This is a genomic window from Nocardioides sp. B-3 (assembly GCF_024703895.1).
Taxonomy (GTDB): domain Bacteria; phylum Actinomycetota; class Actinomycetes; order Propionibacteriales; family Nocardioidaceae; genus Nocardioides.
On the sequence record NZ_CP087968.1, the window covers coordinates 420,103 to 443,114 of the forward strand.

At 70.9% G+C, this 23,012-nt stretch carries 21 protein-coding genes and 9 pseudogenes; 15 read left to right on the forward strand and 15 right to left on the reverse strand.

Going from position 1 to position 23,012, the window contains the following annotated elements:
• Window position 1 precedes the first annotated feature (1 nt).
• Window positions 2-517, reverse strand: a complete 516-nt coding sequence (locus LP418_RS02870) for an NAD(P)H-binding protein (RefSeq protein WP_257955160.1) — start codon at window positions 515-517, stop codon at window positions 2-4.
• Window positions 514-1,923, reverse strand: coding sequence for a purine-cytosine permease family protein (locus LP418_RS02875; RefSeq protein WP_257956878.1), 1,410 nt, complete (start codon window positions 1,921-1,923; stop codon window positions 514-516). The genes LP418_RS02870 and LP418_RS02875 overlap by 4 nt, the downstream gene beginning before the upstream one ends.
• Before the next feature lie 195 nt (window positions 1,924-2,118).
• On the opposite strand from LP418_RS02875, the pseudogene LP418_RS30215 reads away from it, so the two are divergent.
• The 4 genes and pseudogenes from LP418_RS30215 to LP418_RS02885 form a co-directional block, all read left to right on the forward strand.
• Window positions 2,119-2,271 (forward strand): annotated as a pseudogene (locus tag LP418_RS30215) (ATP-binding cassette domain-containing protein); the annotation flags it as partial.
• Between the two features lie 178 nt (window positions 2,272-2,449).
• Window positions 2,450-2,578: pseudogene (locus LP418_RS30220) on the forward strand (ATP-binding cassette domain-containing protein); the annotation flags it as partial.
• An 82-nt stretch (window positions 2,579-2,660) separates the two neighbouring features.
• Entirely contained in the window at window positions 2,661-3,020 is a 360-nt protein-coding gene (locus LP418_RS30225) for a hypothetical protein (protein ID WP_336276167.1), read from the forward strand.
• Window positions 3,017-3,850: a hypothetical protein gene (locus tag LP418_RS02885; RefSeq protein WP_257955161.1), complete on the forward strand. Its 834-nt coding sequence runs from the start codon at window positions 3,017-3,019 to the stop codon at window positions 3,848-3,850. Before LP418_RS30225 ends, LP418_RS02885 begins: the two co-directional genes overlap by 4 nt.
• 171 nt (window positions 3,851-4,021) lie before the next feature.
• Here the strand turns inward: LP418_RS02885 and ilvC are convergent.
• The 5 genes and pseudogenes from ilvC to LP418_RS02910 all read right to left on the reverse strand — a co-directional run.
• Window positions 4,022-4,888 (reverse strand): annotated as a pseudogene (ilvC, locus tag LP418_RS02890) (ketol-acid reductoisomerase); the annotation flags it as partial.
• A gap of 108 nt (window positions 4,889-4,996) precedes the next feature.
• Window positions 4,997-5,537, reverse strand: a pseudogene (gene ilvN, locus LP418_RS02895) (acetolactate synthase small subunit).
• A complete protein-coding gene (locus LP418_RS02900) occupies window positions 5,537-7,303 on the reverse strand; it encodes an acetolactate synthase large subunit (protein WP_257955162.1) in 1,767 nt (588 codons plus the stop codon). Before LP418_RS02900 ends, ilvN begins: the two are co-directional and overlap by 1 nt.
• Before the next feature lie 189 nt (window positions 7,304-7,492).
• Window positions 7,493-8,185: a 4a-hydroxytetrahydrobiopterin dehydratase gene (locus tag LP418_RS02905; RefSeq protein WP_257955163.1), complete on the reverse strand. Its 693-nt coding sequence runs from the start codon at window positions 8,183-8,185 to the stop codon at window positions 7,493-7,495.
• Window positions 8,182-8,595: a VOC family protein gene (locus tag LP418_RS02910; RefSeq protein WP_257955164.1), complete on the reverse strand. Its 414-nt coding sequence runs from the start codon at window positions 8,593-8,595 to the stop codon at window positions 8,182-8,184. The genes LP418_RS02905 and LP418_RS02910 overlap by 4 nt, the downstream gene beginning before the upstream one ends.
• An 88-nt stretch (window positions 8,596-8,683) precedes the next feature.
• Between LP418_RS02910 and LP418_RS02915 the strand changes: the two genes are divergently transcribed.
• Window positions 8,684-9,136: a DUF6973 domain-containing protein gene (locus tag LP418_RS02915; protein WP_257955165.1), complete on the forward strand. Its 453-nt coding sequence runs from the start codon at window positions 8,684-8,686 to the stop codon at window positions 9,134-9,136.
• 7 nt (window positions 9,137-9,143) lie between these two features.
• Here the strand turns inward: LP418_RS02915 and ilvD are convergent.
• The 4 genes and pseudogenes from ilvD to LP418_RS02935 form a co-directional block, all read right to left on the reverse strand.
• A pseudogene (gene ilvD / locus LP418_RS02920) lies at window positions 9,144-10,827 on the reverse strand (dihydroxy-acid dehydratase).
• A gap of 9 nt (window positions 10,828-10,836) precedes the next feature.
• Window positions 10,837-11,427 (reverse strand): annotated as a pseudogene (locus tag LP418_RS02925) (helix-turn-helix domain-containing protein); the annotation flags it as partial.
• A gap of 230 nt (window positions 11,428-11,657) precedes the next feature.
• Window positions 11,658-12,116, reverse strand: coding sequence for an SRPBCC family protein (locus tag LP418_RS02930; RefSeq protein ID WP_257955166.1), 459 nt, complete (start codon window positions 12,114-12,116; stop codon window positions 11,658-11,660).
• Window positions 12,117-12,128: 12 nt separating this feature from the next.
• Window positions 12,129-13,244 carry a WD40/YVTN/BNR-like repeat-containing protein gene (locus tag LP418_RS02935; RefSeq protein WP_257955167.1) on the reverse strand — a complete coding sequence of 372 codons (1,116 nt, stop codon included), beginning with the start codon at window positions 13,242-13,244 and terminating at the stop codon, window positions 12,129-12,131.
• Between the two features lie 69 nt (window positions 13,245-13,313).
• Between LP418_RS02935 and LP418_RS02940 the strand changes: the two genes are divergently transcribed.
• From LP418_RS02940 to LP418_RS02975, 8 genes and pseudogenes are all read left to right on the forward strand, one after another.
• Entirely contained in the window at window positions 13,314-13,445 is a 132-nt protein-coding gene (locus LP418_RS02940) for a hypothetical protein (protein WP_257955168.1), read from the forward strand.
• Window positions 13,442-13,834 carry a hypothetical protein gene (locus tag LP418_RS02945; RefSeq protein WP_257955169.1) on the forward strand — a complete coding sequence of 131 codons (393 nt, stop codon included), beginning with the start codon at window positions 13,442-13,444 and terminating at the stop codon, window positions 13,832-13,834. Before LP418_RS02940 ends, LP418_RS02945 begins: the two co-directional genes overlap by 4 nt.
• A gap of 87 nt (window positions 13,835-13,921) precedes the next feature.
• A pseudogene (locus LP418_RS02950) lies at window positions 13,922-14,137 on the forward strand (EamA family transporter); the annotation flags it as partial.
• Between the two features lie 112 nt (window positions 14,138-14,249).
• A complete protein-coding gene (locus LP418_RS02955; RefSeq protein WP_257955170.1) occupies window positions 14,250-14,726 on the forward strand; it encodes an EamA family transporter in 477 nt (158 codons plus the stop codon).
• Window positions 14,727-14,750: 24 nt separating this feature from the next.
• On the forward strand, window positions 14,751-15,515 hold the full coding sequence (locus LP418_RS02960) for an alpha/beta fold hydrolase (protein ID WP_257955171.1): 765 nt from the start codon (window positions 14,751-14,753) through the stop codon (window positions 15,513-15,515).
• Window positions 15,499-15,666, forward strand: coding sequence for an alpha/beta fold hydrolase (locus tag LP418_RS02965; protein ID WP_257955172.1), 168 nt, complete (start codon window positions 15,499-15,501; stop codon window positions 15,664-15,666). Before LP418_RS02960 ends, LP418_RS02965 begins: the two co-directional genes overlap by 17 nt.
• A gap of 169 nt (window positions 15,667-15,835) precedes the next feature.
• Window positions 15,836-16,183 (forward strand): annotated as a pseudogene (locus tag LP418_RS02970) (PQQ-dependent sugar dehydrogenase); the annotation flags it as partial.
• A gap of 73 nt (window positions 16,184-16,256) precedes the next feature.
• Window positions 16,257-16,802, forward strand: a pseudogene (locus LP418_RS02975) (PQQ-dependent sugar dehydrogenase); the annotation flags it as partial.
• Window positions 16,803-16,821: 19 nt separating this feature from the next.
• Here LP418_RS02975 and LP418_RS02980 read toward each other — a convergent pair.
• From LP418_RS02980 to LP418_RS02990, 3 genes are all read right to left on the reverse strand, one after another.
• Window positions 16,822-17,583, reverse strand: a complete 762-nt coding sequence (locus LP418_RS02980) for an ECF transporter S component (RefSeq protein WP_257956880.1) — start codon at window positions 17,581-17,583, stop codon at window positions 16,822-16,824.
• A gap of 66 nt (window positions 17,584-17,649) precedes the next feature.
• On the reverse strand, window positions 17,650-19,146 hold the full coding sequence (locus LP418_RS02985; RefSeq protein WP_257955173.1) for an ABC transporter ATP-binding protein: 1,497 nt from the start codon (window positions 19,144-19,146) through the stop codon (window positions 17,650-17,652).
• A gap of 84 nt (window positions 19,147-19,230) precedes the next feature.
• On the reverse strand, window positions 19,231-19,689 hold the full coding sequence (locus LP418_RS02990) for a hypothetical protein (protein ID WP_257955174.1): 459 nt from the start codon (window positions 19,687-19,689) through the stop codon (window positions 19,231-19,233).
• Between LP418_RS02990 and LP418_RS02995 the strand changes: the two genes are divergently transcribed.
• Window positions 19,688-20,368 (forward strand): hypothetical protein, encoded by a 681-nt coding sequence (locus LP418_RS02995; protein WP_257955175.1) that lies wholly within the window; start codon window positions 19,688-19,690, stop codon window positions 20,366-20,368. The two genes, LP418_RS02990 and LP418_RS02995, sit on opposite strands and share 2 nt — an antisense overlap.
• Window positions 20,369-20,413: 45 nt before the next feature.
• Window positions 20,414-21,250 (forward strand): hypothetical protein, encoded by an 837-nt coding sequence (locus LP418_RS03000; RefSeq protein ID WP_257955176.1) that lies wholly within the window; start codon window positions 20,414-20,416, stop codon window positions 21,248-21,250.
• Window positions 21,251-21,301: 51 nt separating this feature from the next.
• Here LP418_RS03000 and LP418_RS03005 read toward each other — a convergent pair whose 3' ends face one another.
• Window positions 21,302-22,996, reverse strand: coding sequence for a hypothetical protein (locus LP418_RS03005; protein WP_272496310.1), 1,695 nt, complete (start codon window positions 22,994-22,996; stop codon window positions 21,302-21,304).
• Window positions 22,997-23,012 lie beyond the last annotated feature (16 nt).

Genomic DNA, 23,012 nt, shown 5'->3' on the forward strand with positions numbered 1-23,012 from the left:
GTCACCCAGCTCGACCGGAGCCGGTGCCCTCGTCGTCGGTCAGCCGGCCGGGACGGATGATCGTCCAGTCGAGACCGCTGTCGCGCAGGGCCGCGTCGGCGTCACGCTTCGCCTCGACGTACGCACGCCAGACCGGGCTGGCACTGTCGGGGACGGGCTCGTCGACATCGATGGCCGAGACCCGGACGAAGCGACTGATCCCCGCCTGCCGCGCTCCCTCGATCGACTTCAGCGCTCCCTCGAGGTCGACGGTGCGCTTGCGCTCGATGTTGCCGTCGGGGCCGCCACCGGCGGCGAACAAGACTGCGTGCGCCCCCGCGAAGGCGGCGTTGAAGTCGCCGGGCGTGCTGTGCTCGATGTCGAGGAGGCGTACGGCGGCGCCCATCGCCTCGAGGCGGTTGCGGTGTGCCTCCGAGCGGACGAGAGCGATGGGAGTGTGGCCACGCTCGACGAGCAGCGGGTGCAGGAGGCGCGCGATCTGGCCGTTGCCGCCGACGACCGCGATGGTGGTGCTCATGCCGTCGCTTCCCGGCGGGCGACGGTCGATCGCCGCGCGACCAGCGTGACCACGAAGCCGATCAGCAGGGCCGCCAGCACGCCGAGGTTGGCGAACGCCCGGGCGCCGTCGCGACCGCCGAGGCCGAGTGGGCCGAGGAGGTAGCCCTGCCAGTTGTTCCACGAGGCGTCGTCGGAGAACGAGTTGATGACCAGTCCCCAGCCGACGGCCGACGCGGCGACCATGGTGCCGATCGAGACCCAGTCGAAGGCGCCGTACCGACCCTGCTCGTCGAAGAGCGCCTCGTCGTCGTAGTCGCGCTTGCGCAGCACGAGGTCGGAGATCATGATCCCGGCCCACGCAGCGAGCGGAACGCCGAGCGTGATCAGGAAGCTCTGGAACGGGTTGATGAAGTTGTCGGCGAAGAACACGACGTAGATCGTGCCGAGCGTGAGCAGCACGCCGTCGATCCCGGCCGCCCGGGGGCGCTTGAGCTTGACGCCGAGCGAGAGCAGGGTGAGGCCCGAGGAGTAGATGCCGAGCACCGCGCCGCTGACCAGCGACAGGATCGCGGCGAGCAGGAACGGGACCAGCGCCCGGGTCGGCAGCAGCGTGGCGAGCGTGCCGATCGGGTCGCCCGCGACGCCGTCGAGGATCTCGGTCGACGAGCCCGCGAGCGCCGGGCCGAAGACGACGAGGATCACCGGCGCGAGGGCGCCGCCGAAGGTGTTCCACGCGACGATGGAGGGGCCGGACGCGGTGCGCTTCTGGTAGCGCGACCAGTCCGCGGCGATGTTGATCCAGCCGAGACCGAAGCCGGTCATCACCATCACCAGCGCGCCGATCACCGACTGCGTCGAGCCTGCCGGGATGTCCTGCACGGCCGACCAGTTGATGTCGTCGATCGTGAGCACCATGTAGAGCACCGTGACGATCCCGGTGATCCGGGTCAGGACCGACTGCATCTTCATGATGATGTGGTAGCCCGCCACGCTCGCCGACACGATCAGCGCGGCCACCACGACGGCCGCCACGACCTTGGTGCTGGTGCCTCCGCCCCAGCCGAGCCGCGTGAAGATCGTGGAGGTCGCCAGCACCGCGAGGATCGCGAGGAACGTCTCCCAGCCGATCGAGACCAGCCACGAGAGGACGCCCGGAACCTTCTGGCCTTGTACGCCGAACGCCGCGCGACTCAGGATCATCGTCGGTGCCGATCCGCGCTTGCCGGCGATCGCGATGACGCCGCAGAGCACGAACGAGACCACGATGCCGAGCACCGCGACGAGCACGCCCCGGGCGAACGAGATCCCGAAGTAGAGGACGAACGAGGCATAGCTCAGGCCGAACACCGACACGTTGGCCGCGAACCACGGCCAGAACAGGTCTCTCGGCCGGGCGGTGCGGTCGGCCTCGTCGATGATCTCGATGCCGGTCTGCTCGACGCCGAGGCGCCGGGTCGTCTCCCGGGGTGCGCTCGCTCATGACCACATCTTGCACCTGCCGGGGCGTCCCGGTCAGGGTCACCCCGGTCCCGACTCAGGGTTGGGCGGGGGTCGGCCGGGGGAGCGCGGGGGGTTGCCACCTGATGTGGCGCAGGGTGTCCGGCCGCGAGAGTTGCAGTCATGATCACCGTTGACTCACTGACCCGGAGGTACGCCGGCTTCACCGCCGTCGACAACGTCTCCTTCACCGCCCAGCCCGGCCGCGTGACCGGCTTCCTCGGTCCGAACGGCGCCGGCAAGTCCACCACCATGCGCGTCATGGTCGGGCTCACCACCCCGTCCTCCGGTTCCGCCACCATCGACGGCGTCCGGTTCGCCGACCTCCCCAACCCCGGGCTCGAGGTCGGCGTCCTCCTCGGACGCCTCCGCGCAGCACGCGGGGCGTACGGGCCGAGAGATCCTCACCGTCGCGGCCGACACCATGGGCCTGCCCCGCACGCGCGTCGACGAGATGCTCGAGCTGGTCAGCCTGACGCCCAACGAGGCCAAGCGCCGCGTCCGGAACTACTCGCTCGGCATGCGCCAGCGCCTCGGCATCGCCACCGCTCTGCTGGGTGACCCGCGGGTGCTGATCCTCGACGAGCCGGCCAACGGCCTCGACCCGGCCGGCATCCGCTGGATGCGCGACCTGCTGCGCAGCTACGCCAACCGGGGGCGGCACCGTGCTGCTCTCCTCGCACCTGTTGCACGAGATCGAGGTCATCGCCGACGACCCGGTGGTGATCGGCAACGGCAAGATCGTCGCCTCCGGCACCAAGGAGGAGCTGCTCGCCGCGGCCGGCACCCTCGCCCGCTCCACGTCGCCGCGCGACCTCGCGCACGCCCTCGAGCAGGCCGGGATCCCCAGCACGCTCGCCGGCGACGGCTCCGTGCGCACCGACGCAGATCCAGCCGCCGTCGGGGCCGTCGCCCCGGCCGCCGGCATCCCCCTCACCGAGCTCCGCTCCGCCGAAGGCGCGGGCCTCGAAGACATGTTCCTGTCGCTCACTGCCGACACCCAGCGCGAAGGAGTTGCGGCATGACCGCCACGACCATCTCCCCCGTCGTCCCCGAGCCAGTCCGGGTCCGCCCGGCCGTCCGCTCGATCCCCACAGCGCGACTGATCAAGGTCGAGCTCCGCAAGATGTTCAACACCCGCTCGGGCTTCTGGATGCTGATCAGCATCGGCGTGCTCTCGGTGATCGCCACCGGCGCCGTGATCATCTTCGCGCCCGACAGTGCGGTCACCTACGAGAACTTCGCGACCGCGATCGGCTTCCCGATGTCGGTGATCCTGCCGATGATCGCGATCCTCGGCGTCACCAGCGAGTGGAGCCAGCGCAGCGGGCTCACGACGTTCACGCTCGTGCCCAGCCGCGGACGGGTGATCGGCGCCAAGGCGATCGCGACCTTCCTCGTCGGGCTCGCCTCGATGGCGGTCGCCTTCGCCGTCGGCGCCCCGGGCAACCTCGGCGGCTCGGCCCTCGCCGGCGTCGACACGGTCTGGGACATCTCGCTCGCCGGGGGCCGCGCAGATCGTGCTCGGCGACCTCGTCGGTATGGCGATCGGCTTCACGCTCGGGGTCGTGCTCCGCAACTCCGCGGCGGCCATCGTCGGCTACTTCGTCGTCTCGCTGGTGCTGCCGGGCATCCTCGCCCTGCTCGCGTCGGTGCGCGACTGGTTCGCCGACCTGCAGCCGTGGATCGACTGGAACTACACCCGTGTCAACCTCTTCGAGGGCGCCACGAACACCGGCAAGGAGTGGGCGATGCTCGGCTCGACCACGGCGATCTGGATCGTCGTGCCGCTGATCGTCGGCCTGCTGTTCCTGCGCCGGTCCGAGGTGAAGTGACCGGTCACAAAGTCACCTGAGAATACGCGCCGACCGGGCACAAAGTTCTGGAACTTTGTGCCCGGTCGGCGTTGTTCGTGCGTGACCTTGTGACCGGTCAGCAGAGCGGCGGAGCCCTCGGTGTAGTCCGAGTCCTCCTGCTTCCACGCGAAGTGGGAGCGCAACGTCTTGCCGGTGGCCTCGATGGAGTGCGCGGCTTCCTGCTCGCGCAGCGCAAGGAACTCCGTGCCGCCGTTGTCCCGGTCGTCGATGAAGCGCTTCGCGAACGCACCCGACTGGATGTCGTCGAGGATCGACTTCATGCTGGCCTTGACCTCGGGCGTGACGACGCGGGGACCGGAGACGTAGTCGCCGTACTCAGCGGTGTCGGAGACCGACCAGCGCTGCTTGGCGATGCCGCCCTCCCACATGAGGTCGACGATGAGCTTGAGCTCGTGGAGCACCTCGAAGTAGGCGATCTCGGGCTGGTAGCCGGCCTCGGTCAGCGTCTCGAAACCCGCCTGCACGAGGTGCGAGACGCCACCGCAGAGCACGGCCTGCTCACCGAACAGGTCGGTCTCGGTCTCCTCGGTGAAGGTGGTCTTGATGACGCCGGCGCGGGTGCCGCCGATCGCCTTGGCGTAGGACTTCGCGAGGTCCCGGGCCGAGCCGGAGGCGTCCTGCTCGACGGCGATGATGTCGGGGATGCCGCGCCCGGCGACGAACTCGCGACGCACGGTGTGGCCCGGGGCCTTCGGGGCCACCGGGATCACGTCGACACCGGCCGGCGGCTGGATGTAGCCGAAGCGGATGTTGAAGCCGTGGCCGAAGACGAGGGTGTCGCCCTCGGTGATGTGCGGCTCGATCGACTCGGCGTAGATGTGGCGCTGGAACTGGTCGGGGGCCAGCACGACGATGACGTCGGCCTCTGGACCGCCTCGGCGACGGACAGCACGCGCAGCCCCTCGTCCTCGGCCTTGGCGCGGCTCGTCGAGCCCTCCTTGAGGCCGACCCGGACGTCGACGCCGGAGTCGCGCAGGTTGAGCGCGTGGGCGTGACCCCCGGCTGCCGTAGCCGATGACGGCGACGTTCTTGCCCCTGGATCAGGCTCAGGTCGGCGTCGTCGTCGTAGAACATCTCAGCCACTGGGGCTCTCCTTCTGGTTGGTGTGTCTGGTTCAGGGGGGATCAGCCGATGGCCGCGGGTGCGGGCACGGCGACCGGTCGCAGGCTGCGCTCGCTGATCGAGCGCGAGCCTCGGCCGATGGCGACCATGCCGGACTGCACGAGCTCGCGGATCCCGAAGGGTTCGAGCACGCGCAGGACGTCGCCGAGCTTGTCGGCGTTGCCGGTCACCCGGATCGTGATGGCGTCGGGGGCGACGTCGACGACCTTGGCGCGGAACAGCTGGACGGCATCGAGTACGGCGCCGCGGGTCTGGGCATCGGCCTTGACCTTCACCAGCATCAGCTCGCGGGTGATCGAGGAAGAACCGTCGAGCTCGACGATCTTGATCACCTCGATCAGCTTGTTGAGCTGCTTGGTGACCTGCTCGAGCGGGGACTCGTCGACGTTGACCACGATCGTCATCCGCGACACCTCGGGGTGCTCAGGTCGGGCCGACGGCCGGGCTCTCGATGTTGAAGCCGCGACGGCTGAAGAGGCCGGCGATGCGGGCCAGGACGCCGGGCTTGTTCTCGACCGGGACGGACAGGGTGTGGGTTGCCATCAGAGGTCATCCTCGTCGAACTGGGGCGCGAGGTCGCGCGCGTACTTGATCTCGTCGTTGCTGGTGCCGGCGGCGACCATCGGCCAGACCATCGCATCGCGGTGGACGCGGAAGTCGACCACGACGGGCTGGTCGTTGATCGACATGGCCTTCTCGATGGTGGCGTCGACGTCCTCGGGCGACTCGCAGGCCGGGCCAACGCAGCCGTAGGCCTCGGCGAGCTTGACGAAGTCGGGGATCCGCTTCGAGTGCAGATCGGTGTTGGAGTAGCGCTCGTTGTAGAAGAGCGTCTGCCACTGGCGCACCATGCCGAGCGACTCGTTGTTGATGATCGCGACCTTGATCGGGATGTCGTTGATCGCGCAGGTGGCCAGCTCCCGGTTGGTCATCTGGAAGCAGCCGTCGCCGTCGATCGCCCAGACGGTCGAGCCGGGCATGCCCACCTTCGCGCCCATGGCCGCGGGGACGGAATAGCCCATCGTGCCCGGGCCACCGGAGTTGAGCCAGGTGTTGGGGCGCTCGTACTTGACGAACTGCGCCGCCCACATCTGGTGCTGGCCGACGCCGGAGGTGTAGATGGCCTCGGGGCCGGCGATGGCGCCGAGCCGCTCGATGACGTATTGCGGGGCCAGCGAGCCGTCGGCGGGCGTGTCGTAGCCGAGCGGGTAGGTCTTCTTGACGCCGGTCAGGAACGAGATCCAGCCCTCGTAGTCGCCGGTGTGGCCGGCCTCAGCCTCGGTCGCGAGCACCGCAAGCAGGTCGTTGATCACCTCGGCGCAGTCACCCACGATCGGCACGTCGGTGAAGCGGTTCTTGCCGATCTCGGCCGGGTCGATGTCGGCGTGGATCACCTTCGCGTTGGGCGCGAAGGAGTCGAGGTTGCCGGTCACCCGGTCGTCGAACCCGGCACCCGGGCTGATGATCAGGTCGCTCTTCTGCAGTCCGGCGACGGCGGAGACCGTGCCGTGCATGCCCGGCATGCCGAGGTGCTGCGGGTGGCTGTCGGGGAAGGCACCGCGCGCCATCAGGGTGGTGACGACCGGGACGCCGGTCGCCTCGGCGAGCTTGAGCAGGCCGGCCGAGGCGCGGGCCCGGACGACGCCGCCGCCGACGTAGAGCACGGGCTTGCGCGACTCGAGGATCAGTCGGACCGCCTCGCGGATCTGCTTGCTGTGCGGCTTGGTCACGGGGCGGTAGCCGGGGAGCTGGAGCTCGGTGGGCCACTGGAACGTGGTCATCGCCTGCAGCGCCGACTTGGCGACGTCGACCGGGACCGGGCCGGGACGACCGGTCGACGCGATGTGGAACGCCTCGGCGATGGTGCGCGGGATCTCGGCGGGGTCGGTGACGAGGAAGTTGTGCTTGGTGATCGGCATCGTGATGCCGCGGATGTCGGCCTCCCGGAAGGCGTCGGTGCCGATCATCGATGCGCCCACCTGCCCGGTGATCGCGACGAGGGGGACCGAGTCCATGTGCGCATCGGCCAGCGGGGTGACCGGGTTGGTGGCGCCCGGCCCGGACGTCGCCATACAGACTCCGACGCGGCCGGTGGCTGCGGCGTAGCCCCGGGCGGCGTGCCCGGCGCCCTGCTCGTGGCGCACCGGGATGTGCCGGATGAGGGTCGAGTCCATGAGCGGGTCGTAGGCCGGGAGGATCGCTCCGCCCGGGATACCGAAGATGTCGGTGGTGCCCGCGCTCTCGAGGGACTTGATCAGGCTCTGCGCGCCGGTCATGGCCGCTCCAGCGATCCCGCCCTGCTCTGTCATCGAAAACCTTTGCTTGTATGGCGAATGAAAAAACCCCTCGGCCCGGCGGGCAACGAGGGGAGGACGCGTGTGCGGCGAGGTCGAGGACCTCAGCTCACGCGTCGCGTGCAGTACAAGGATGTCAGTGCGCATGCGCCTACCGTCGTCGTCGGGGGGCTCCGACGTCAACCTACTCTGCCAGCCGTCCCATCATTTGGTACGGCGATCCCAGCATGTGGCAGTCACTCGCCCCTCCCCGCCGCGGTGCACACGCACATCTTGTTGCCATCGGGATCGGCCAACACCCAGAACTGGTGCTCGGGGTGCTCGCCAACGAGGGTGCCGCCCGCCGCGACGACGGCGTCGATCCTCGCCCTGGACCTCGGTCGCCCGGGAGGAACACGTCGTAGTGCCAGCGCTGCCGGTCGGGCTCGGACCCGGAGTCCCGGAACCACACGTTGATGTTGTGGCCGAACTTGTCGCGCAGCTCATCGGGCGCGTCATCGAGCGGGTCATAGCCGAACGCAGCCCGCCAGAACGGCTGGATCGAGGCCGGGGTGGGGGTGTCGAGAGCCGCCTCGATCTGCGCCGGTGGAGTCGGGGTCGGAGCCGATGTCGAGGCCACGCGCGGCCTCGCTGATCTGCGCGGCCGGAGTCGAGGTCGCGCTGGGTCACGTGACCGACGTCGTGACTCATCAGCTTCACGTCGACGCGCGGATAGGTCAGGGTCACGTCTGGATGGTGGTTGGCCGACTCGGCCACCTCGCCGATCGCGGCGACGAGCGAGAGGCCCTTGGCGAAGCTGCCGGTGGTGAACCGGGCATGGATGCCCCGGGCGAGCATCCGCCAGTCGTCGAGTCCCGCTTCGGTCACGTCGCGATACAGCTTCATGGAATCGGTCATGGCAGCACCTTCTGTCCGAGCTCGGAGGGGTTGTGGCAGATCTCCCAGCGGAAGCCGTCGGGATCGACGAAGTAGCCGGAGTAGCCGCCCCAGTCGCGCTGGACGGCATCGGTCACCTGAGCCGCACCCGCGACCCGCGCCTGCTCCAGGACGCGGTCGACACCGTCTGGGGTGGCGAGGTTGTGCGCGATCGTGATCGGCGGGACTCCCCCGCCGGGCGCCTGCCCGACCTCCTCGGTGAACGCGTCGACGTCCCACAGCGAAAGGATGAGCTTGTCGCCGACCTCGAACATCAGCACGTTGCCGGGGACATCGGTGCACGGCTCCCAGCCGAGGCCGTCGAGGTAGAACTTGCGCGACTCCGCGAGGTCGCGCACTGCCAAGGTGAGGAAGCTGATCCGCTGGTCCATGGTTTTCACTGTGCCACTGGTCACCGACAGTCGGCCAGAGACCGCGCTCGCTGATGCGTGTCACCCGTGGATCTGACACGGTGGGCGCATGGCATCTGCATTCGACTCGCTCAAGAAGGCCGCGCAGGCCGTCGTCGGCGCGCCCCACGTCTTCAACGCCGCGCGCGACGCAGGCGCCAGCGCCTCGGCCGCCGCCGACGTGATGGCGGCCTCGGCCGCCGCGATCCGAGCCGCCTCCGCGGCCACCGACGGAACGCCCGGCCCGGAGAACGCGATTCGCCACTTCATCTGGCAGGCCTACATCTCCGGCCGCCACGGCTCCGCGGTCGCCGAGGCCGTCGCGGCCGCACACGAGGAGGGCCGCAACACCCCGCACGACACCCGGGTCGACCTGCACAACAACGCCGCCGGTCGCGCGTGCGGCGAAGCGCACTCGGCCACGATCGGTCAGGGCTCGCTCATGGACGCGCTCAACGCCCTCGTGCCGGTCGCTCAGGAGAAGTGGGCCAGCGATGAGCTCATCTGGGTCAAGCCGCACTGACCCCGGATCAGCTCGTCACGGCTCCGTGCGCAGCTGACTGGACGACCTTGGCGTACTTCCCGAGGACGCCGCGGGTGTACTTCGGGGGCAGCGGCTGCCAGCCCTCCTTGCGGCGGGCCAGCTCGGCGTCGTCGATCTCGACCTCGAGCGTGCGGTTGGCGACGTCGAGGGTGATCGGGTCGCCGTCGGCGACGAACGCGATCGGGCCGCCGTCGACGGCCTCGGGCGCGATGTGGCCCACGCACAGACCGGTGGTGCCGCCGGAGAAGCGGCCGTCGGTGACGAGCAGGACGTCCTTGCCGAGCCCGGCGCCCTTGATCGCGCCGGTGATGGCCAGCATCTCGCGCATGCCCGGGCCGCCCTTGGGGCCTTCGTAGCGGATCACCACGACATCGCGGGCCTTGATCTCGCCGGCCGCGAGGGCGTCCAGCGCCTTGCGCTCGCCGTCGAAGACCCGCGCGGTGCCGGTGAAGGTCGTGTCGTCGAACCCGGCGCTCTTGACCACGGCGCCCTCGGGTGCGAGCGAGCCGCGCAGGACGGCGATGCCGCCGGTGGCGTGGATCGGCTTGTCGAGGCCGCGCAGGACGTCGCCGTCGAGGCCCTTGGGGTTGAGCGCTTCGAGGTTCTCGCGCATCGTCTTGCCGGTGACGGTGAGGGTGTCGCCGTTCATCAGGCCCGCGTCGAGCAGCGCCTTCATCACGACGGGGATGCCGCCGATCTTGTCGACGTCGTTCATGACGTACTTCCCGAAGGGCTTGAGATCGCCGAGGTGCGGGACCTTGTCGCCGATGCGGTTGAAGTCGTCGAGGTCGAGGTCGACGTCGGCCTCGCGGGCGATGGCGAGCAGGTGGAGTACGGCGTTGGTCGAGCCGCCGAGGGCCATCACGACGGCGATGGCATTCTCGAAGGCCGGCTTGGTCATGATCTGGCGGGCGGTGATGCCCCCGGCGCAGCATCTCGACCACGGCCTCACCCGAGCGGTGGGCGAAGCCGTCGCGGCGGCGGTCCACGGCCGGCGGGGCAGCGGAGCCGGGCAGGGACATGCCCGGGGCCTCGGCGACCGACGCCATCGTGTTGGCGGTGTACATGCCGCCGCAGGCACCTTCGCCGGGGCAGATGGCGCGCTCGATGCGGTCGACCTCGTCGCGGGTGATCTTGCCCGCCGGGCAGGCGCCGACCGCCTCGAAGGCGTCGATGATCGTGACGTCGTTGCCGTCGACCGAGCCGGGCATGGTCGAGCCGGCGTAGAGGAACACGCTGGCGAGGTCGAGGCGAGCGGCCGCCATCAGCATGCCGGGCAGCGACTTGTCGCAGCCGGCGAGCAGGACGCTGCCGTCGAGGCGCTCGGCCATCATCACGGTCTCGACGGAGTCGGCGATCACCTCGCGGGAGACGAGCGAGAAGTGCATGCCCTCGTGGCCCATCGAGATGCCGTCGGAGACCGAGATAGTGCCGAACTCGAGCGGGTATCCCCCGCCCGCGTGCACACCGTTCTTGACGGCCTTCGCGAGGCGGTCGAGCGACAGGTTGCAGGGCGTGATCTCGTTCCAGCTCGACGCGACACCGATCTGCGGCTTGACCCAGTCGTCGTCTCCCATGCCTACGGCACGCAGCATGCCGCGGGCGGCCGCCTTCTCGAGACCGTCGGTGACGTCGCGGGAACGGGGCTTCATGTCGGGCGCATCGCTCATGGGCTCAGGCTAGTCGGCACCACTGGCGGGGCGGTGCCGCGTCTCAGGGCGGTGCCGGGTCTCAGGGAGGTCGACCGTGCGAGCAGCGACACGGAACACATCGGGCCACCGGTTGCGGGACTTCCTCGTGTCGGCGAAGGCCCAGTGCGGAATCGGGACGCGTGGTCGACGAGGCGGCCGCCAGCCCTCCTTCGCCTCCGCCACGAGCTCTGACCACGTCGGATGTTCGCGGAGGTCGGCCGGGGTCGGCGGGCGGCTCGCTCCCCGGGACCGGCTGTAACGCACCTTCGGCAACTCCAAATCGGCCGAGCGAGCAAGGATCGGCGACAGCCATGGCGTCATCTCGGCACCCACCGGTGCCCACCACCCCTCGGCCCACACGAAGGTGTGCGCCGGGTATCGGCGATCGGCCGCGTCCCCGGCCGCGACCTTCCTCATCGGCGGAACCCGGTCCCCATTGGCCCCCACGGCGACCATGCGCAACTCACCCAGCTCGAGGACCTTGTGCAGCATGCGAGCCGTCGGAGTGGTTCGCCCGGTCTCCCACTTGGCGACGGCCGACTGCGAGACGCCCAGCTCGTGCGCAAGCTCGCGCTGTGAGAGCCCGGGCGCGTCGCCGTACGCGACGAATCAGCCCCGAAATATCGTCGTCGCGTGTGGCTGTCGGTGCCGGTCCTGCTTCCTGCTGGTCGGTCTCCATCCCACTCCCCGAGGGTCGATCTGCTGTGTTTCCCATGACAGCAGGCACCACCGACAACGACGCTAGGACCTGAGTCTTCTGAAGACTCAGGTCCTAGGGACGGACACAGAGGGTGTAGGCAGCGACCGGGTCAGCGCGCCTCGGCTGCCGCCTTGAGCTGGGCGAGGCCCTTGTCGAAGTCCTTGCCGATCGCCTTGTCGAAGAACAGCTTGCCCATCAGCCCCATGATCGGGCCGCGGGTGCCGGTCATCGTCCAGTTCACCCGGGTGGTGCCGCTGCCCGCCTCGGAGAGGTCGAACGCGGTGATGTTGCTGGCCTTGAAGGGCTTGAGGAACTCCGGGTCGATCGCGACGCTGGTCGGCGTCGACTCGGTGATCTCCATGGTTCCCTCGCCCGCCTGCTTGTTGCCGACCCACGCGTAGTGGGAGCCGACGCCCGTGGCGGGGCCGGTGAAGTTCCGCTCGAGGTCGGGGTCGAGGCCCTCCCACGGCGACCACTGCTGCCATTCGCGGAAGTCGTTGAGCAGCGAGTGGACGCGGTCGGAGGGGGCGTTGATCGTCGTCGACCGGGACATCTCGAAGGTGGCCATCGCAGCAGTCTCCTACAGCTCCTGCAGCTCCGCGGCCCGGACGACCATCACGTCGGGCAGGTCCTTGTGGATCTCCTGCCAGCTCCGCCCTTCGTCGGGCGAGCACCACACACCGCCGTTGCGTCCCCCGAAGTAGAGACCGGCGGGGTCGAGGTCGTCGGCGCACATCGCGTCGCGCATGACTGCCGCATAGAACCCGTCGGGCAGCGAGCCCTCGCCGAGCGGCTCCCACGTGGCGCCTCCGTCGGTGGTACGGCAGACGCGGGCGTGGCCGTCGACCGGCCAGCGGGCACCGGCGCCGTCGATCGGGAAGGTGTAGGCCGTGTTGGGCTCCCGCGGGTGGGTGACCATCGCGAAGCCGAACTCCGACGGCAGGCCCGGGGCGATGTCCTGCCATGACGAGCCCCCGTCGTCGGAGCGATAGACGCCGCCGTGGTTCTGCAGGAACAGCCGGTCCGGGTCGACCGCGTCGCGGGCGACCTTGTGCACGCACTGGCCGAACTCGGGGTAGTTGCGCTCGCCCGGCATGAACTCCGCCTTGACGCCCCGGTTGGCGGGCGCCCGTGTCGATCCGCCGTCGCTGGTGCGGTAGACGCCGCCCGTCGACAGTGCCGCCGGGACGGACTGGCCGTCGGTGGGGTGCGGGAGGATCGTGTGGAATGCCTGCCCGCCGAAGCCCGCGTCCCACTCGGCTCGGTGCGGGTGATCCCACAGGCCGCGAACCAGCTCGAAGGTCTCGCCACGGTCGGTCGACCTGAAGATCGCGCCCGGTTCGGTGCCCGCCCAGACGACGCCGTCCTCGACGCCGGGCTGGAGCTGCCACACCCGCGCGAGGGTGGCCTCCGAGCCATCGGGCAGCGTCGCGTCCGCCGGGAAGCGGATTGCGCCGTTGGGGGTCTCCTGCCACGTCTTGCCGAGGTCGTCGGAGCGGCGCACCTGTGGCCCGAACCAGCTGGACGAGCAGCCGGCGAACAGCCGCGGGGTCGGGCCGCGGCGGTCGATGAGGACGGAGTAGACCTCCTCCATGGGGAAGTGCGGTCCGGACCGGGACCACGCCGTGCGTTCTGCGTCCGACGTGCCGATCCAGAGCCCCTTGCGCGTGCCCACCATTGCCGTCGTGCCGGTCATCGACTCTCCCCTTCGCTGCCGTATTCCGCGGGTGCGTATTCCTTTTAGGAACAGTAGTCTGATCCGACCATGGGTCAAGAGCTTCCGGTCACCTCCTACGCCCTGCTCGGGCTGCTCACCTTCGGCGACGCCCTGACGGGCTACGAGCTCAAGCAGCGAGCCGACGCGACGCTGCGCTTCTACTGGGTGTCCCCGCGATGAGCCGGGTCTACAGCGAGCTGGCGCGTCTCACCGCGCACGGGCTCGTCACCGCCACCGGCGAGGGCCGTGGGACGACCTACACGATCAGTGACGCCGGTCGGGAGGCGCTCGCGACTCGGATGCGCGACAGTGCGCCCGGGTTTCCGGTCCTCAAGCACCCGGTCGCGCTGCGCCTCCTGCTCGGCCATGTCGTCGACAGTGAGACCACGCTGGCCATGCTCCGCGACCACGTCCTCGCGCTCGCGAAGGAGCGGGACGCACTGCTCGAGGTCCGCGAGAGCCTGCGCGGCAACGACGCTCCCGGAGAGGCGTTCCGGCACCCGAGAGCCTCGTCGCGGACTGGGGCCTCGACTACTTCGAGAACGAGAGCCGTATCGTCGGCGACCTGATCCGGCGCCTCGAGGAGGAGAGCCAGTAGGCACAGGAGGAACGGAGTGACGCGAGCCGTCTGGTTGGTCGTCATCGGCATCATCTCCGTGCAGGCCGGCGCCGCGATCGCCAAGGACCTCTTCGGCACCATCTCCCCCACGTCGATGGTGTTCCTGCGCTCGGTCACCAGCACGCTCGTGCTGCTGGCCGTCGCCCGGCCGTCCGTGCGCGGTCGGAGCCGCACCGACTGGCTCGTCGTGGCCGGCTTCGGGGCCAGCCTCGGCCTGATGAACTGGGCGATCTACCAGTCCTTCTCCCGGATCCCGCTGGGGATCGCGGTGACGATCGAGTTCATCGGGCCGCTCACGCTGGCCGTGCTGGGCTCGCGTCGGGCGCGCGACCCGGGTGTGGGTCGGGCTGGCCGCGACCGGCGTGGTGCTGCTCGGTTTCGAGCCGGCCGACCTCGACGCCGTCGGGGTCTCCTTCGCCCTCCTCGCCGGGGTCGCCCGGGCGTCCTACATCCTGCTCAGCGCCCAGACCGGGCAGCGCTGGCCGGGCTTCGACGGACTGGCGATCGCCAGCGCCTTCGCCACCTTGCTGCTCACGGCTCCGGCGATCGTGTCGGGTGGTACGGCGTTGCTCGACCCTCACGTCCTGCTGATCGGCGCCCCGGTCGGCGTGCTCAGCTCGGTCATCCCCTACACCTGTGAGCTGGTCGCACTGCGGTCCCCGGCGCCGAGCGTGTTCGGGATCCTGATGAGCCTCGAGCCCGCCGCGGCGGCTCTTGCCGCGATCGTGGTGCTCCACGAGCTGCTGTCCCCGATCCAGTGGCTGGCGGTCGCCTGCGTCGTCGTTGCGAGCGTCGGCGCGACCCGCAGTCGTCCGGTGCTCAGCGAGCCGGCCCCGGACTGACGTCCCCTGAGGCACAATCTGCGCATGGAGAAGACGACCCCGGGCCCTGTCGCCACCGAGACACGTGTGCGTTTCGTGGACGTGCTGTCCGACGACGGCACCCGGATCCGCGCCTGGACCAACGACCCCGACGGCACCTTCGAGGGTCCCACCGTCGTGCTCTGCAACGGCCTCGGCACCAACCCGTGGGCGTGGCCGGCACTGCTCGAGCCCGACTGCGGCGTACGCGTCGTCTCCCGGAACCACCGCGGCACCGGCGGCTCCGCGCGGCCGACCGACACCGACCGAGTCGGCATCACCGAGTTCGTCGAGGACGGGCTCTCGGTGATGGACCACTTCGGCGTCGACACCGCCGTGCTCATGGGCTGGTCGATGGGCGTCAACACCATGTTCGAGCTGGCGCTGCGCCACCCCGAGCGCGTCAGCGGCCTGTTCGCGGTGTGCGGCGTGCCGGGCAACACCTTCGCCACCATGCTCGGCCCGCTCCACCTGCCGCACTGGGCGGCCCGGATCGCGACCGTCAGCCTGTCGCGGGTGATGAAGCTGAGCGGACGGGCACTCACCCCGATCGCCAGTCGACTGCCCATCGGACCCCGGACCATGGGCGTCCTCGGGCACACCGGCCTGATGTTCCAGCAGGCCGACCCGGAGCTGTCGGCCCGCGCGTTCAGGGAGCTCCTGCACACGCCGATCGAGTGGTACTTCCACCTCGCGATCAAGACCTCCGAGCACGCGCGTCTCGCTGAGCGGCATCAACGTGCCGGCCTTCTTCGTGGCGGGCACCTATGACGTCCCGGCCGGCGCCCGCGACATGGCGTCCGCGGCCGCCCGGATGAAGGAGGCGACCTACGTCGAGCTCCGGGCCACCCACTTCGCGCAGATGGAGCAACCCGACGTCGTCCACCAGCTGCTCCTCGAGTTCGTCGAGCACGTCGGCTGATGCGCCGACTCGGGGGGATCCTGCTCGCTGCTGCGCTGCTGACGAGCTGCGCCGAGTCCGACGATCCACCCGTCACTGACGACGCGAGTACGGCGACTCCCGACCCGACGTCGTCCGCGCCCTCGCCCCCGCGTCGACGTCCGACGAGAAGCCGCACGTCGCCGGGACCGTGGCCAGTGGACTGTCCGTCCCGTGGGGCATCGCCTTCCTCCCGGACGGATCGGCGATCGTCACCGAACGCGACTCGCGACGCGTGCTCCGCCTGACGCCCCGGGCCGCTGGCGAGGCCGACGTCACGGAGCTCGGCGAGATCGCCGAAGCGGCACCCGAGGTCGAGGCCGGGCTGCTCGGCGTCGCCGTCTCCCCCGACTTCGTCTCGGACAGCACCTCGTTCTTCTACGCGACCACCACCGAGGACAACTCCGTCTTCAAGGTGACGCTCGACGGCGACGAGCTGGGCGAACCGACGCCGATCCTGACCGGCATCCCGAAGGGCGTCATCCACGACGGCGGACGCCCGGCGTTCGGTCCCGACGGGTTCCTCTACGTCTCCACCGGCGAGACCGGCAACGCAGAGCTGGCCCAGGGACCCCGACTCGCTCGCCGGCAAGATCCTGCGGATCACCGCCGACGGCGACCCGGCGCCCGGCAACCCCGTCGAGGGTTCACCCGTGTGGTCGCTGGGTCACCGCAACGTGCAGGGCCTCGCCTTCGACGGGACCGGCCAGCTGTGGGCCAGCGAGTTCGGCGACCAGACCTTCGACGAGCTCAACCGCGTGACCGCCGGCGCCAACTACGGCTGGCCCGAGGTCGAGGGCCGTGGCGGCAAGCCGGACTACGTCGATCCGGCGGCCACCCGGTCGACGGAGGAGGCCTCCCCGTCCGGCCTCGCCTTTGCGGACGACGCCCTCTGGATGGCGGCCCTGCGCGGCGAGACCCTCTGGCGGATCCCGCTGGACGGTGGCACGACCGGCAAGCCGGTCGACCTGTTCACCGGCGACTACGGCCGCATCCGCACCGTCGTCACGACGCCCGACGGCGACCTCTGGGTCGCGACCTCCAACCGCGACGGCCGGGGCACGCCCGCCGACGAGGACGACCGCATCCTGCTGGTCACCCGCGGCTCCGGCGGTTGAGGAGGTCGCAAAGCGACCGTCACGAAACCCCGGGCACCCGACTGATCACAGAACGGCGCGACGCGCGTCGCAGGGTGGTCAGGATCGCCGGGCCGAGCACGATCAGCGCGATCGACGTGGTGATCGCACGCCCGGTGTCCCAGCTGCCGGTCGAGGTCAGGAGCGTGTAGACCCCGAAGCGGTGCAGGTTCTCGAGCAGCGGCGCGCCGGCGACGTACGACAGGGAGCCCTCATGCCCCTGCACGGCGATGCCGAGCGTGAACGGCCAGCTGGACAGGTTCATCAGGATTCCGAACAGGTACGACGCAACGATGCCGTAGACCACGAGCGCGGCGAGCTCCACGCGACCGGTGAGGCGTCGCGGCAGGAATCCCGCCCCCATCCCGATCCACGCCGAGACGAGCATCTGGAACGGCAGCCACGGCCCGACACCACCCGTCATCAGCGCGGAGGCGAACAGAGACGTGCAGCCGAGGACGAACCCGAAGGCCGGCCCGAAGACCCGCCCGGCGAGGATCAGCAGGAAGAAGACCAGCTCGATGCCGGCCACGCCAGCACCCGGGCCGCGCAGCACGGCGTTGATCGCGGAGAGCACGCCGAGCACGGCCAGCACCCGCGCGTCCATCCCACCCTCGCTGAACTCCGCGAGCACGACGACGATCACCAGCGGCAGCAGCGCCGGGAAGATGAACGGCGGGTCCACCCGGGCCGACTCCGGCACGTCGAGCAGCAGCGGCCAGCCGAGCATCATCAGCCCGGCGATCGACGCGACCGTCAGCACCGCCGCGGAGCGCGGGCGGATGGGGAGGGCTGACCTCACCGTCGGTTGAGCCCCGTCAGAAACCACTCATCGAGTCTCCAGCGCCGCGACGACCTCGTCGACGCGCAGCCACGGCGGGCCGAGGATCTTGGTGACCTGCGGGGCGTAGGACGGCGACGCGGCGACGACCTCGCGCGCCAGCCCGGACGAGACGACCTCCCCGTCGGCGAGCACGATCACGTCGTCGGCGACGGTGGCGACGAACTCGACGTCGTGGGTGGCGATCAGCACCGCGTGCTCGTCGTCGGCGAGGTCGGCGACGATCCGGGCGAGACCGGCCTTGGCGGTGTAGTCGAGGCCGCGGGTCGGTTCGTCGAGGAGCACGACGCTGGGTCGCGCGGTCAGCACGATCGCCAGCACCGGGGCCAGCCGCTGGCCCTCCGACAGGTCGCGCGGGTGCTGCGTCGCGTCGATGCCGGGGACGAGCCGGTCGAGGAGCGAACGACAGGTCCCGTCGTCCGCCCGAGCCCCGGCGTCGGCGGCCTCGCACTCCTCGGCGACGGTCTCGAGGTAGAGCAGGTCGGCGGCCGTCTGCGGGACCAGCCCGACGAGTGCGCGACGACCGGCGGCGTCGAGGCGACCCGGGTCCCGGCCGGCGACCGACACGGTGCCCGAACGTCGTGCCTGCGTGCCTCGGAGGGCCCAGATCAGGGTCGACTTGCCCGCGCCGTTGCGCCCCATCAGGGCGGTGACGTGACCGCTGCGCAGGTGGAGGTCGACGCCGTCGAGGACGACGTTGCGACCGTGCGCGACGGTGAGCCCGCGGGCCGACAGCATGGCCGTGCCCGTGGGCGGGTCCTTGATCACGGGCGGCGCCGGGGACAGGGACCGGGCGGAGCGTCGGGCGTCGCGGACGCTCAGCGGCAGCGGCGACCAACCGGCCGCGCGGCCGAGCTCGATGATCGGCGGCACCACCGGCGAGACCGCGAGGACCGCAGCGGGCGAGTCCACGAGCACTCCCCCGTCGCCGGTCAGCAGGCAGATCCGGTCGGCGAACGGCACGACCCGCTCGAGCCGGTGCTCGGCCAGCAGCACCGTCAGGCCGAGGTCGTGGACGAGTCGGGTGAGCGTGGCCAGCACGTCCTCCGCGGCGGTCGGGTCGAGCGCGGAGGTCGGTTCGTCGAGCACCAGCACCCGCGGGTGCGTGGTGAGCACGGCGCCGATGGCGACCCGCTGCTGCTGGCCGCCCGAGAGGGTCCGCAGGTCGCGGTTGCGCAGGTCGGCGATGCCGAGCAGGTCGAGCGTCTCCTCGACCCGGCGGCGCATGGTGTCGCCCGGCAGGCCGAGCTGCTCCATGCCGTAGGCGAGCTCCTCCTCGACCGTGTCCGTGACGAAACCGGCGACCGGGTCCTGCCCGACGTAGCCGACGATGTGTGCCCGCTCGCGCGGCGGCTGGTCGATCACGCTGACCCCGTCGATGAGCACGTCGCCGGACAGCGTTCCGCCGCTGAACCGCGGCACCAAGCCGGTCAGCACGCCGAGGAGCGTCGACTTGCCGACGCCGGTGCGGCCGGACACCAGCACCAGCTCGCCCTCCTCGAGGGTGAGGTCGATGCCTCGAAGGATCGGGGGTGGCGCCGTACGAGAAGTGGATGTTGCGGAGCTCGATCATGCGCCGACCTCCGGGGGTGTCGAGACGGGCAGGCGCGGCGGCGGCGCGGCGATCGCGGGGACCAGCCCGATCAGGACGCCGGCCGGGGCGAGCACGCTGAGGTAGGGCATCTCGGTCAGGGACGGGTAGATGACCAACGTCTCGGTCCGGCCGAGCCACCAGATCGCGGCGCCGACGGCGAGCCCGGAGCCGGCCACCACCAGCTCGGCGAGCTGCCAGCGGTCGGGGCGGTAGCGCGAGCGTTGCACCCGGCGACCCGCACTGACCAGCCCGACGACGGCGACGACCGTGCCGACGACCAGCATCGGCACGGCCAGCCAGCGGGGTGCGGTCCGGTCGAGCAGGGCATAGGTGCCGACGCCCAGTCCGCACAGGCCACTGAGGAGCAGGATGCCGGTGGTCCAGCGCTGGGTGCGTGTCGCCTCCCCGGCGCGACCGTAGCCCCGCGCGTCCATGCCCGCCGCCGGGGACAGCGAACGCTCGAGGGCGTCCTCGAGCACGGGCACCGAGGAAGCGGCGCAGGCGGCCGACCCGTTTGCTCGCATCGCCGCGCAGGGCCCGGGCCGCGCGCACGCGGCGGGCACTGTCGGCCAGCTGCGGGAAGACGGTGACCGCGACGACGAGCGCGGTGCCGATCTCGTAGAGCGCCGGCGGGACCGACTTGAGCAGCCGCTTCGGGTTGGCCAGCGAGTTGGCGGCGCCGATGCAGATCACGATCGCGGCCAGCCGCAACCCGTCGTAGAGCCCGGCGAGAAGCGCCTCCTGCGTGATCGGCCCGAGCAGCCGCACCCCCGCGACCCAGTCGGGCAGCGGGACGGTCGGCAGCTCGACCAGCACCCTGCCGTAGCTGACGCCACCGAAGAGGACCCGGAAGGCGACGCGGATGATCACGATCATCAGCCCGAGCAGGAGGTAGAGCCGGAACGACCGCGCCCACGGGTGGTCGGAGCGGCGCGCCATCACGACGAGCGCCGTGGTCGTCACGAGCAGCGCCAGCAGGAGCGGGTTGGTCGTCAGCGTCGCTGCGGCGGCCGGGCCGACCGCCCAGATCCACCACGCCACCGGGTGCAGGTCACGAGGGAGGCGGGGCCCGGTCGGCGCCATCAGGCGCGGGTACGGCGACGCGCGGCGTAGGCCGACATCCCGATCGCGAGCAGCAGCATCGCGAGGATCGTGAGCGTGAGCCGGGTCGGGACGCGGCTCGACTGCTCGTCCGTGCGTGCCTCGGGCGGGACCGGGTCCGTCGGCGTCGCGGTGGCCTCGGTCGGCTGCGTCTCCGAGGGCTGGCTCGTGGGTGACTCGGTGGGCGACTGGGTGGCGCTGGACTCCGTGGGCTCCGGCGTGGGCGAGCCGGTCGTGGCCGAGGTGCTCGGTTCGGTGGTCGACGGCGTCTCGGTGGGGGCGGTCGGGGTGGTCGTCACCGAGCCGCTGGTCGTGGGCGCTGTCGTCGGCTTCCTCGTCGGCTTCCCGGTGGGGCTGGTCGTCGGCGAGGAGGTCGTGGTGGTCGATCCGGTCGAGGTCGGCGACGTCGGTGCGGGTGCTGTCGACGTGGGCGTCGGTGTCGGTGTCGCCGTGGGGTGGGCGGTCGGACTCTGGCCGGGCGGGCGGCGGACGCCGCTCTGCCGAGGCGAGACCGATGTAGCCGCCGTCGGGCACCCGGAGACCGGTGGCGCCGACGTCGGCGTAGTGCCGGGCGCCGTCCTTGCCGTCGGACCAGAAGAGGCCCCAGTAGGCGTCGGGCGGTGGGGTGTTCACGCAGGTGCTCCCGGCGGGGACGCCGTTGACTCGGCAGATGAAGCCGGGCTGACGCTGGACCCGTGTCAGCGCGAAGCCGGCGGCGGTGATGACCTCGTTGGCCGGCCTGTTGGCGCCGTCCGCCACGCACGCGGTCTGGATGCCGCCGGTCGCACCCTCGAAGTCGACGACGACCGACACCCCCGACGAGGACGAGCACGCCTCGGCGCTGGCGGGGGCCGAGGCCCCCGACCAGCGCGGCCGGGGTGGCCGTCATCGTGACGATGACGGCCACCGGGCGGCGTACCCACCCCGTGGGGGTGTCGAACGAGGTCACTTCTTGCGCAGCCAGAACTTCGTGACAGCGCGCTCGGCGCCCGGTGCCGTCTGGACGGCCTTGACCTTGATCCGGCCGTCCGAGAGCAGCTTGCGGATCGGCTTGGACACGCGAAGGCGGATCGTGGTCCTTCCGTCCGGGGCCACGGTGTAGCCGGTCGTCTTCGCGACTCGCAGCTTCCCGGCCTTCGCATCGCCGACCCGGAACTTGCGAGTGGTGCGGATGACCAGCTTGCCCTCGCAGGCCTCGGTGTCGTCACACTTGACGGCCAGCTTCACCCTGTTCTTCTTGACGGTCTCGACCCGGTTGGCGATGAGCTGGCCGACCTCCGGGGTGGGGATCAGCGTCGCGGTGGTGACGGCGTTCTGCGCGCCGGCCGGGGTGATGAGCTTGAACGTGTGCGTCGCCGCACCCGCCGGCAGGTCGAAGGTCACGGACACGTTGCCCCCGGTGCCGGTGACCGGCTTGGTGACGGAGCCGAACGTGACGCACCCGGCCTCGCCGGCGCCGAGGCCGGCAACCGTCACGGTGACGGTGCTCTTCTCGACCGCGGTGGCCGGAGCCGAGACGGTCAGGGGGCCGGTGCCGGCGGGCACGCTGGCCAGTGCGGGCAGGGCCCGGGCGGTGGCGAAGGCGTACGAGAGCCGCTGGCCGGCGGGGATGGCGCCCGCGGTCCGGGTCGAGGCGAGGATCTCCGGCTTCGGCGCGACGGCGCCGTTCTCGGCGGTGAGCTGGGTCGCGCACGGGGCCGGGTCGGCGATCTGGACAGCACGCAGCCGGGTCGCGGCCTTGGTGGCCGAGGCCGTGTCGCCGGCCGCGGCCAGAGCCCGCGCGACCAGTCCGGTCGTGTTGGCGTTGGTGCCGTTGTCGGTGTTCGCGAACGAGCCGTCCGCACCCTGCTGTGACTTCAGCCGGGTCGCGGCCTTCGAAGCGGCAGCCGTCCCCTCGGCGGAGACGCCCGGGGTGTCGAGGAGGTTGATGACGGCCAGCGCGGTGGTGTCCGTGTCGGGCGCGCTGTCAGCGGCTCCCGTCACGCAGCCCTGCTCGGTGGCGGACTTGTCAGTCGTGAGGTCGAAGCGGAAGAAGCCTTCGGTGCACTGCTGGTCGAGCAGGAACGCGGTGGCCTCACCGGCGCGCGCGGACCCGACCGCCGTCAGGGCACGCGCCGCGAACGACTGACCGATGGCGTTGGCGTAGTCCCCGTACATCGAGACATCCACGATCCGACCGGCCGTGGGGGCCGTGGTGCTGACCGTGCTCTCGAGCCGCGAGACGAGGTCTGCCCCGCCGTAGGACGCGGGGTCGGCGCCGACCACCGTGGCGAAGGTCGCGGCCTTGGCCGCTGCGCCGGCGTAGGTGCTGCCGGCGTCGCCGAAGGCCTCGCCGGAGATGTAGTTCTCGATCTGGGGTCGCAGGGCGGCGTCGACGAGACCGGCGCCGGCGCTGTCGCCCACCTCGGCGAGGGACAGGGCGACATCGATCGAGGGCCCGTAGGCGGGACCGAACTCGCCGACGAGGAACCCGCCCTCGAGCTCGCCCTTGAGCCACGAGGCCGAGGCGTTGACGGCACGATCGCCTGCGGGGTGCGCGTTCGCGGGAGCGGAGGTGAAGCCGAGGCCGGCGGCGACCAGCGACGTGGTCGCCAGCGCGGCGGCACTGCGGCGACCCCGGGTGGAGGAGAGGTGAGACATGATGGTGAGGGTCCTT

What these genes read in the sequence shown, in the direction of transcription:
- LP418_RS02995 (WP_257955175.1), top strand. Translation starts at nt 19,688, where the DNA reads ATGCCCGCCGCCGGGGACAGCGAACGCTCGAGGGCGTCCTCGAGCACG.
- LP418_RS02945 (WP_257955169.1), top strand. Translation starts at nt 13,442, where the DNA reads ATGAGCCGGGTCTACAGCGAGCTGGCGCGTCTCACCGCGCACGGGCTC.
- LP418_RS02910 (WP_257955164.1), bottom strand. Translation starts at nt 8,595, where the DNA reads ATGGACCAGCGGATCAGCTTCCTCACCTTGGCAGTGCGCGACCTCGCG.
- LP418_RS02900 (WP_257955162.1), bottom strand. Translation starts at nt 7,303, where the DNA reads ATGACAGAGCAGGGCGGGATCGCTGGAGCGGCCATGACCGGCGCGCAG.
- LP418_RS02940 (WP_257955168.1), top strand. Translation starts at nt 13,314, where the DNA reads ATGGGTCAAGAGCTTCCGGTCACCTCCTACGCCCTGCTCGGGCTGCTC.
- LP418_RS02960 (WP_257955171.1), top strand. Translation starts at nt 14,751, where the DNA reads ATGGAGAAGACGACCCCGGGCCCTGTCGCCACCGAGACACGTGTGCGT.
- LP418_RS02915 (WP_257955165.1), top strand. Translation starts at nt 8,684, where the DNA reads ATGGCATCTGCATTCGACTCGCTCAAGAAGGCCGCGCAGGCCGTCGTC.
- LP418_RS02935 (WP_257955167.1), bottom strand. Translation starts at nt 13,244, where the DNA reads ATGACCGGCACGACGGCAATGGTGGGCACGCGCAAGGGGCTCTGGATC.
- LP418_RS02990 (WP_257955174.1), bottom strand. Translation starts at nt 19,689, where the DNA reads ATGGACGCGCGGGGCTACGGTCGCGCCGGGGAGGCGACACGCACCCAG.
- LP418_RS03005 (WP_272496310.1), bottom strand. Translation starts at nt 22,996, where the DNA reads ATGTCTCACCTCTCCTCCACCCGGGGTCGCCGCAGTGCCGCCGCGCTG.
- LP418_RS02930 (WP_257955166.1), bottom strand. Translation starts at nt 12,116, where the DNA reads ATGGCCACCTTCGAGATGTCCCGGTCGACGACGATCAACGCCCCCTCC.
- LP418_RS02905 (WP_257955163.1), bottom strand. Translation starts at nt 8,185, where the DNA reads ATGACCGATTCCATGAAGCTGTATCGCGACGTGACCGAAGCGGGACTC.
- LP418_RS02885 (WP_257955161.1), top strand. Translation starts at nt 3,017, where the DNA reads ATGACCGCCACGACCATCTCCCCCGTCGTCCCCGAGCCAGTCCGGGTC.
- LP418_RS02870 (WP_257955160.1), bottom strand. Translation starts at nt 517, where the DNA reads ATGAGCACCACCATCGCGGTCGTCGGCGGCAACGGCCAGATCGCGCGC.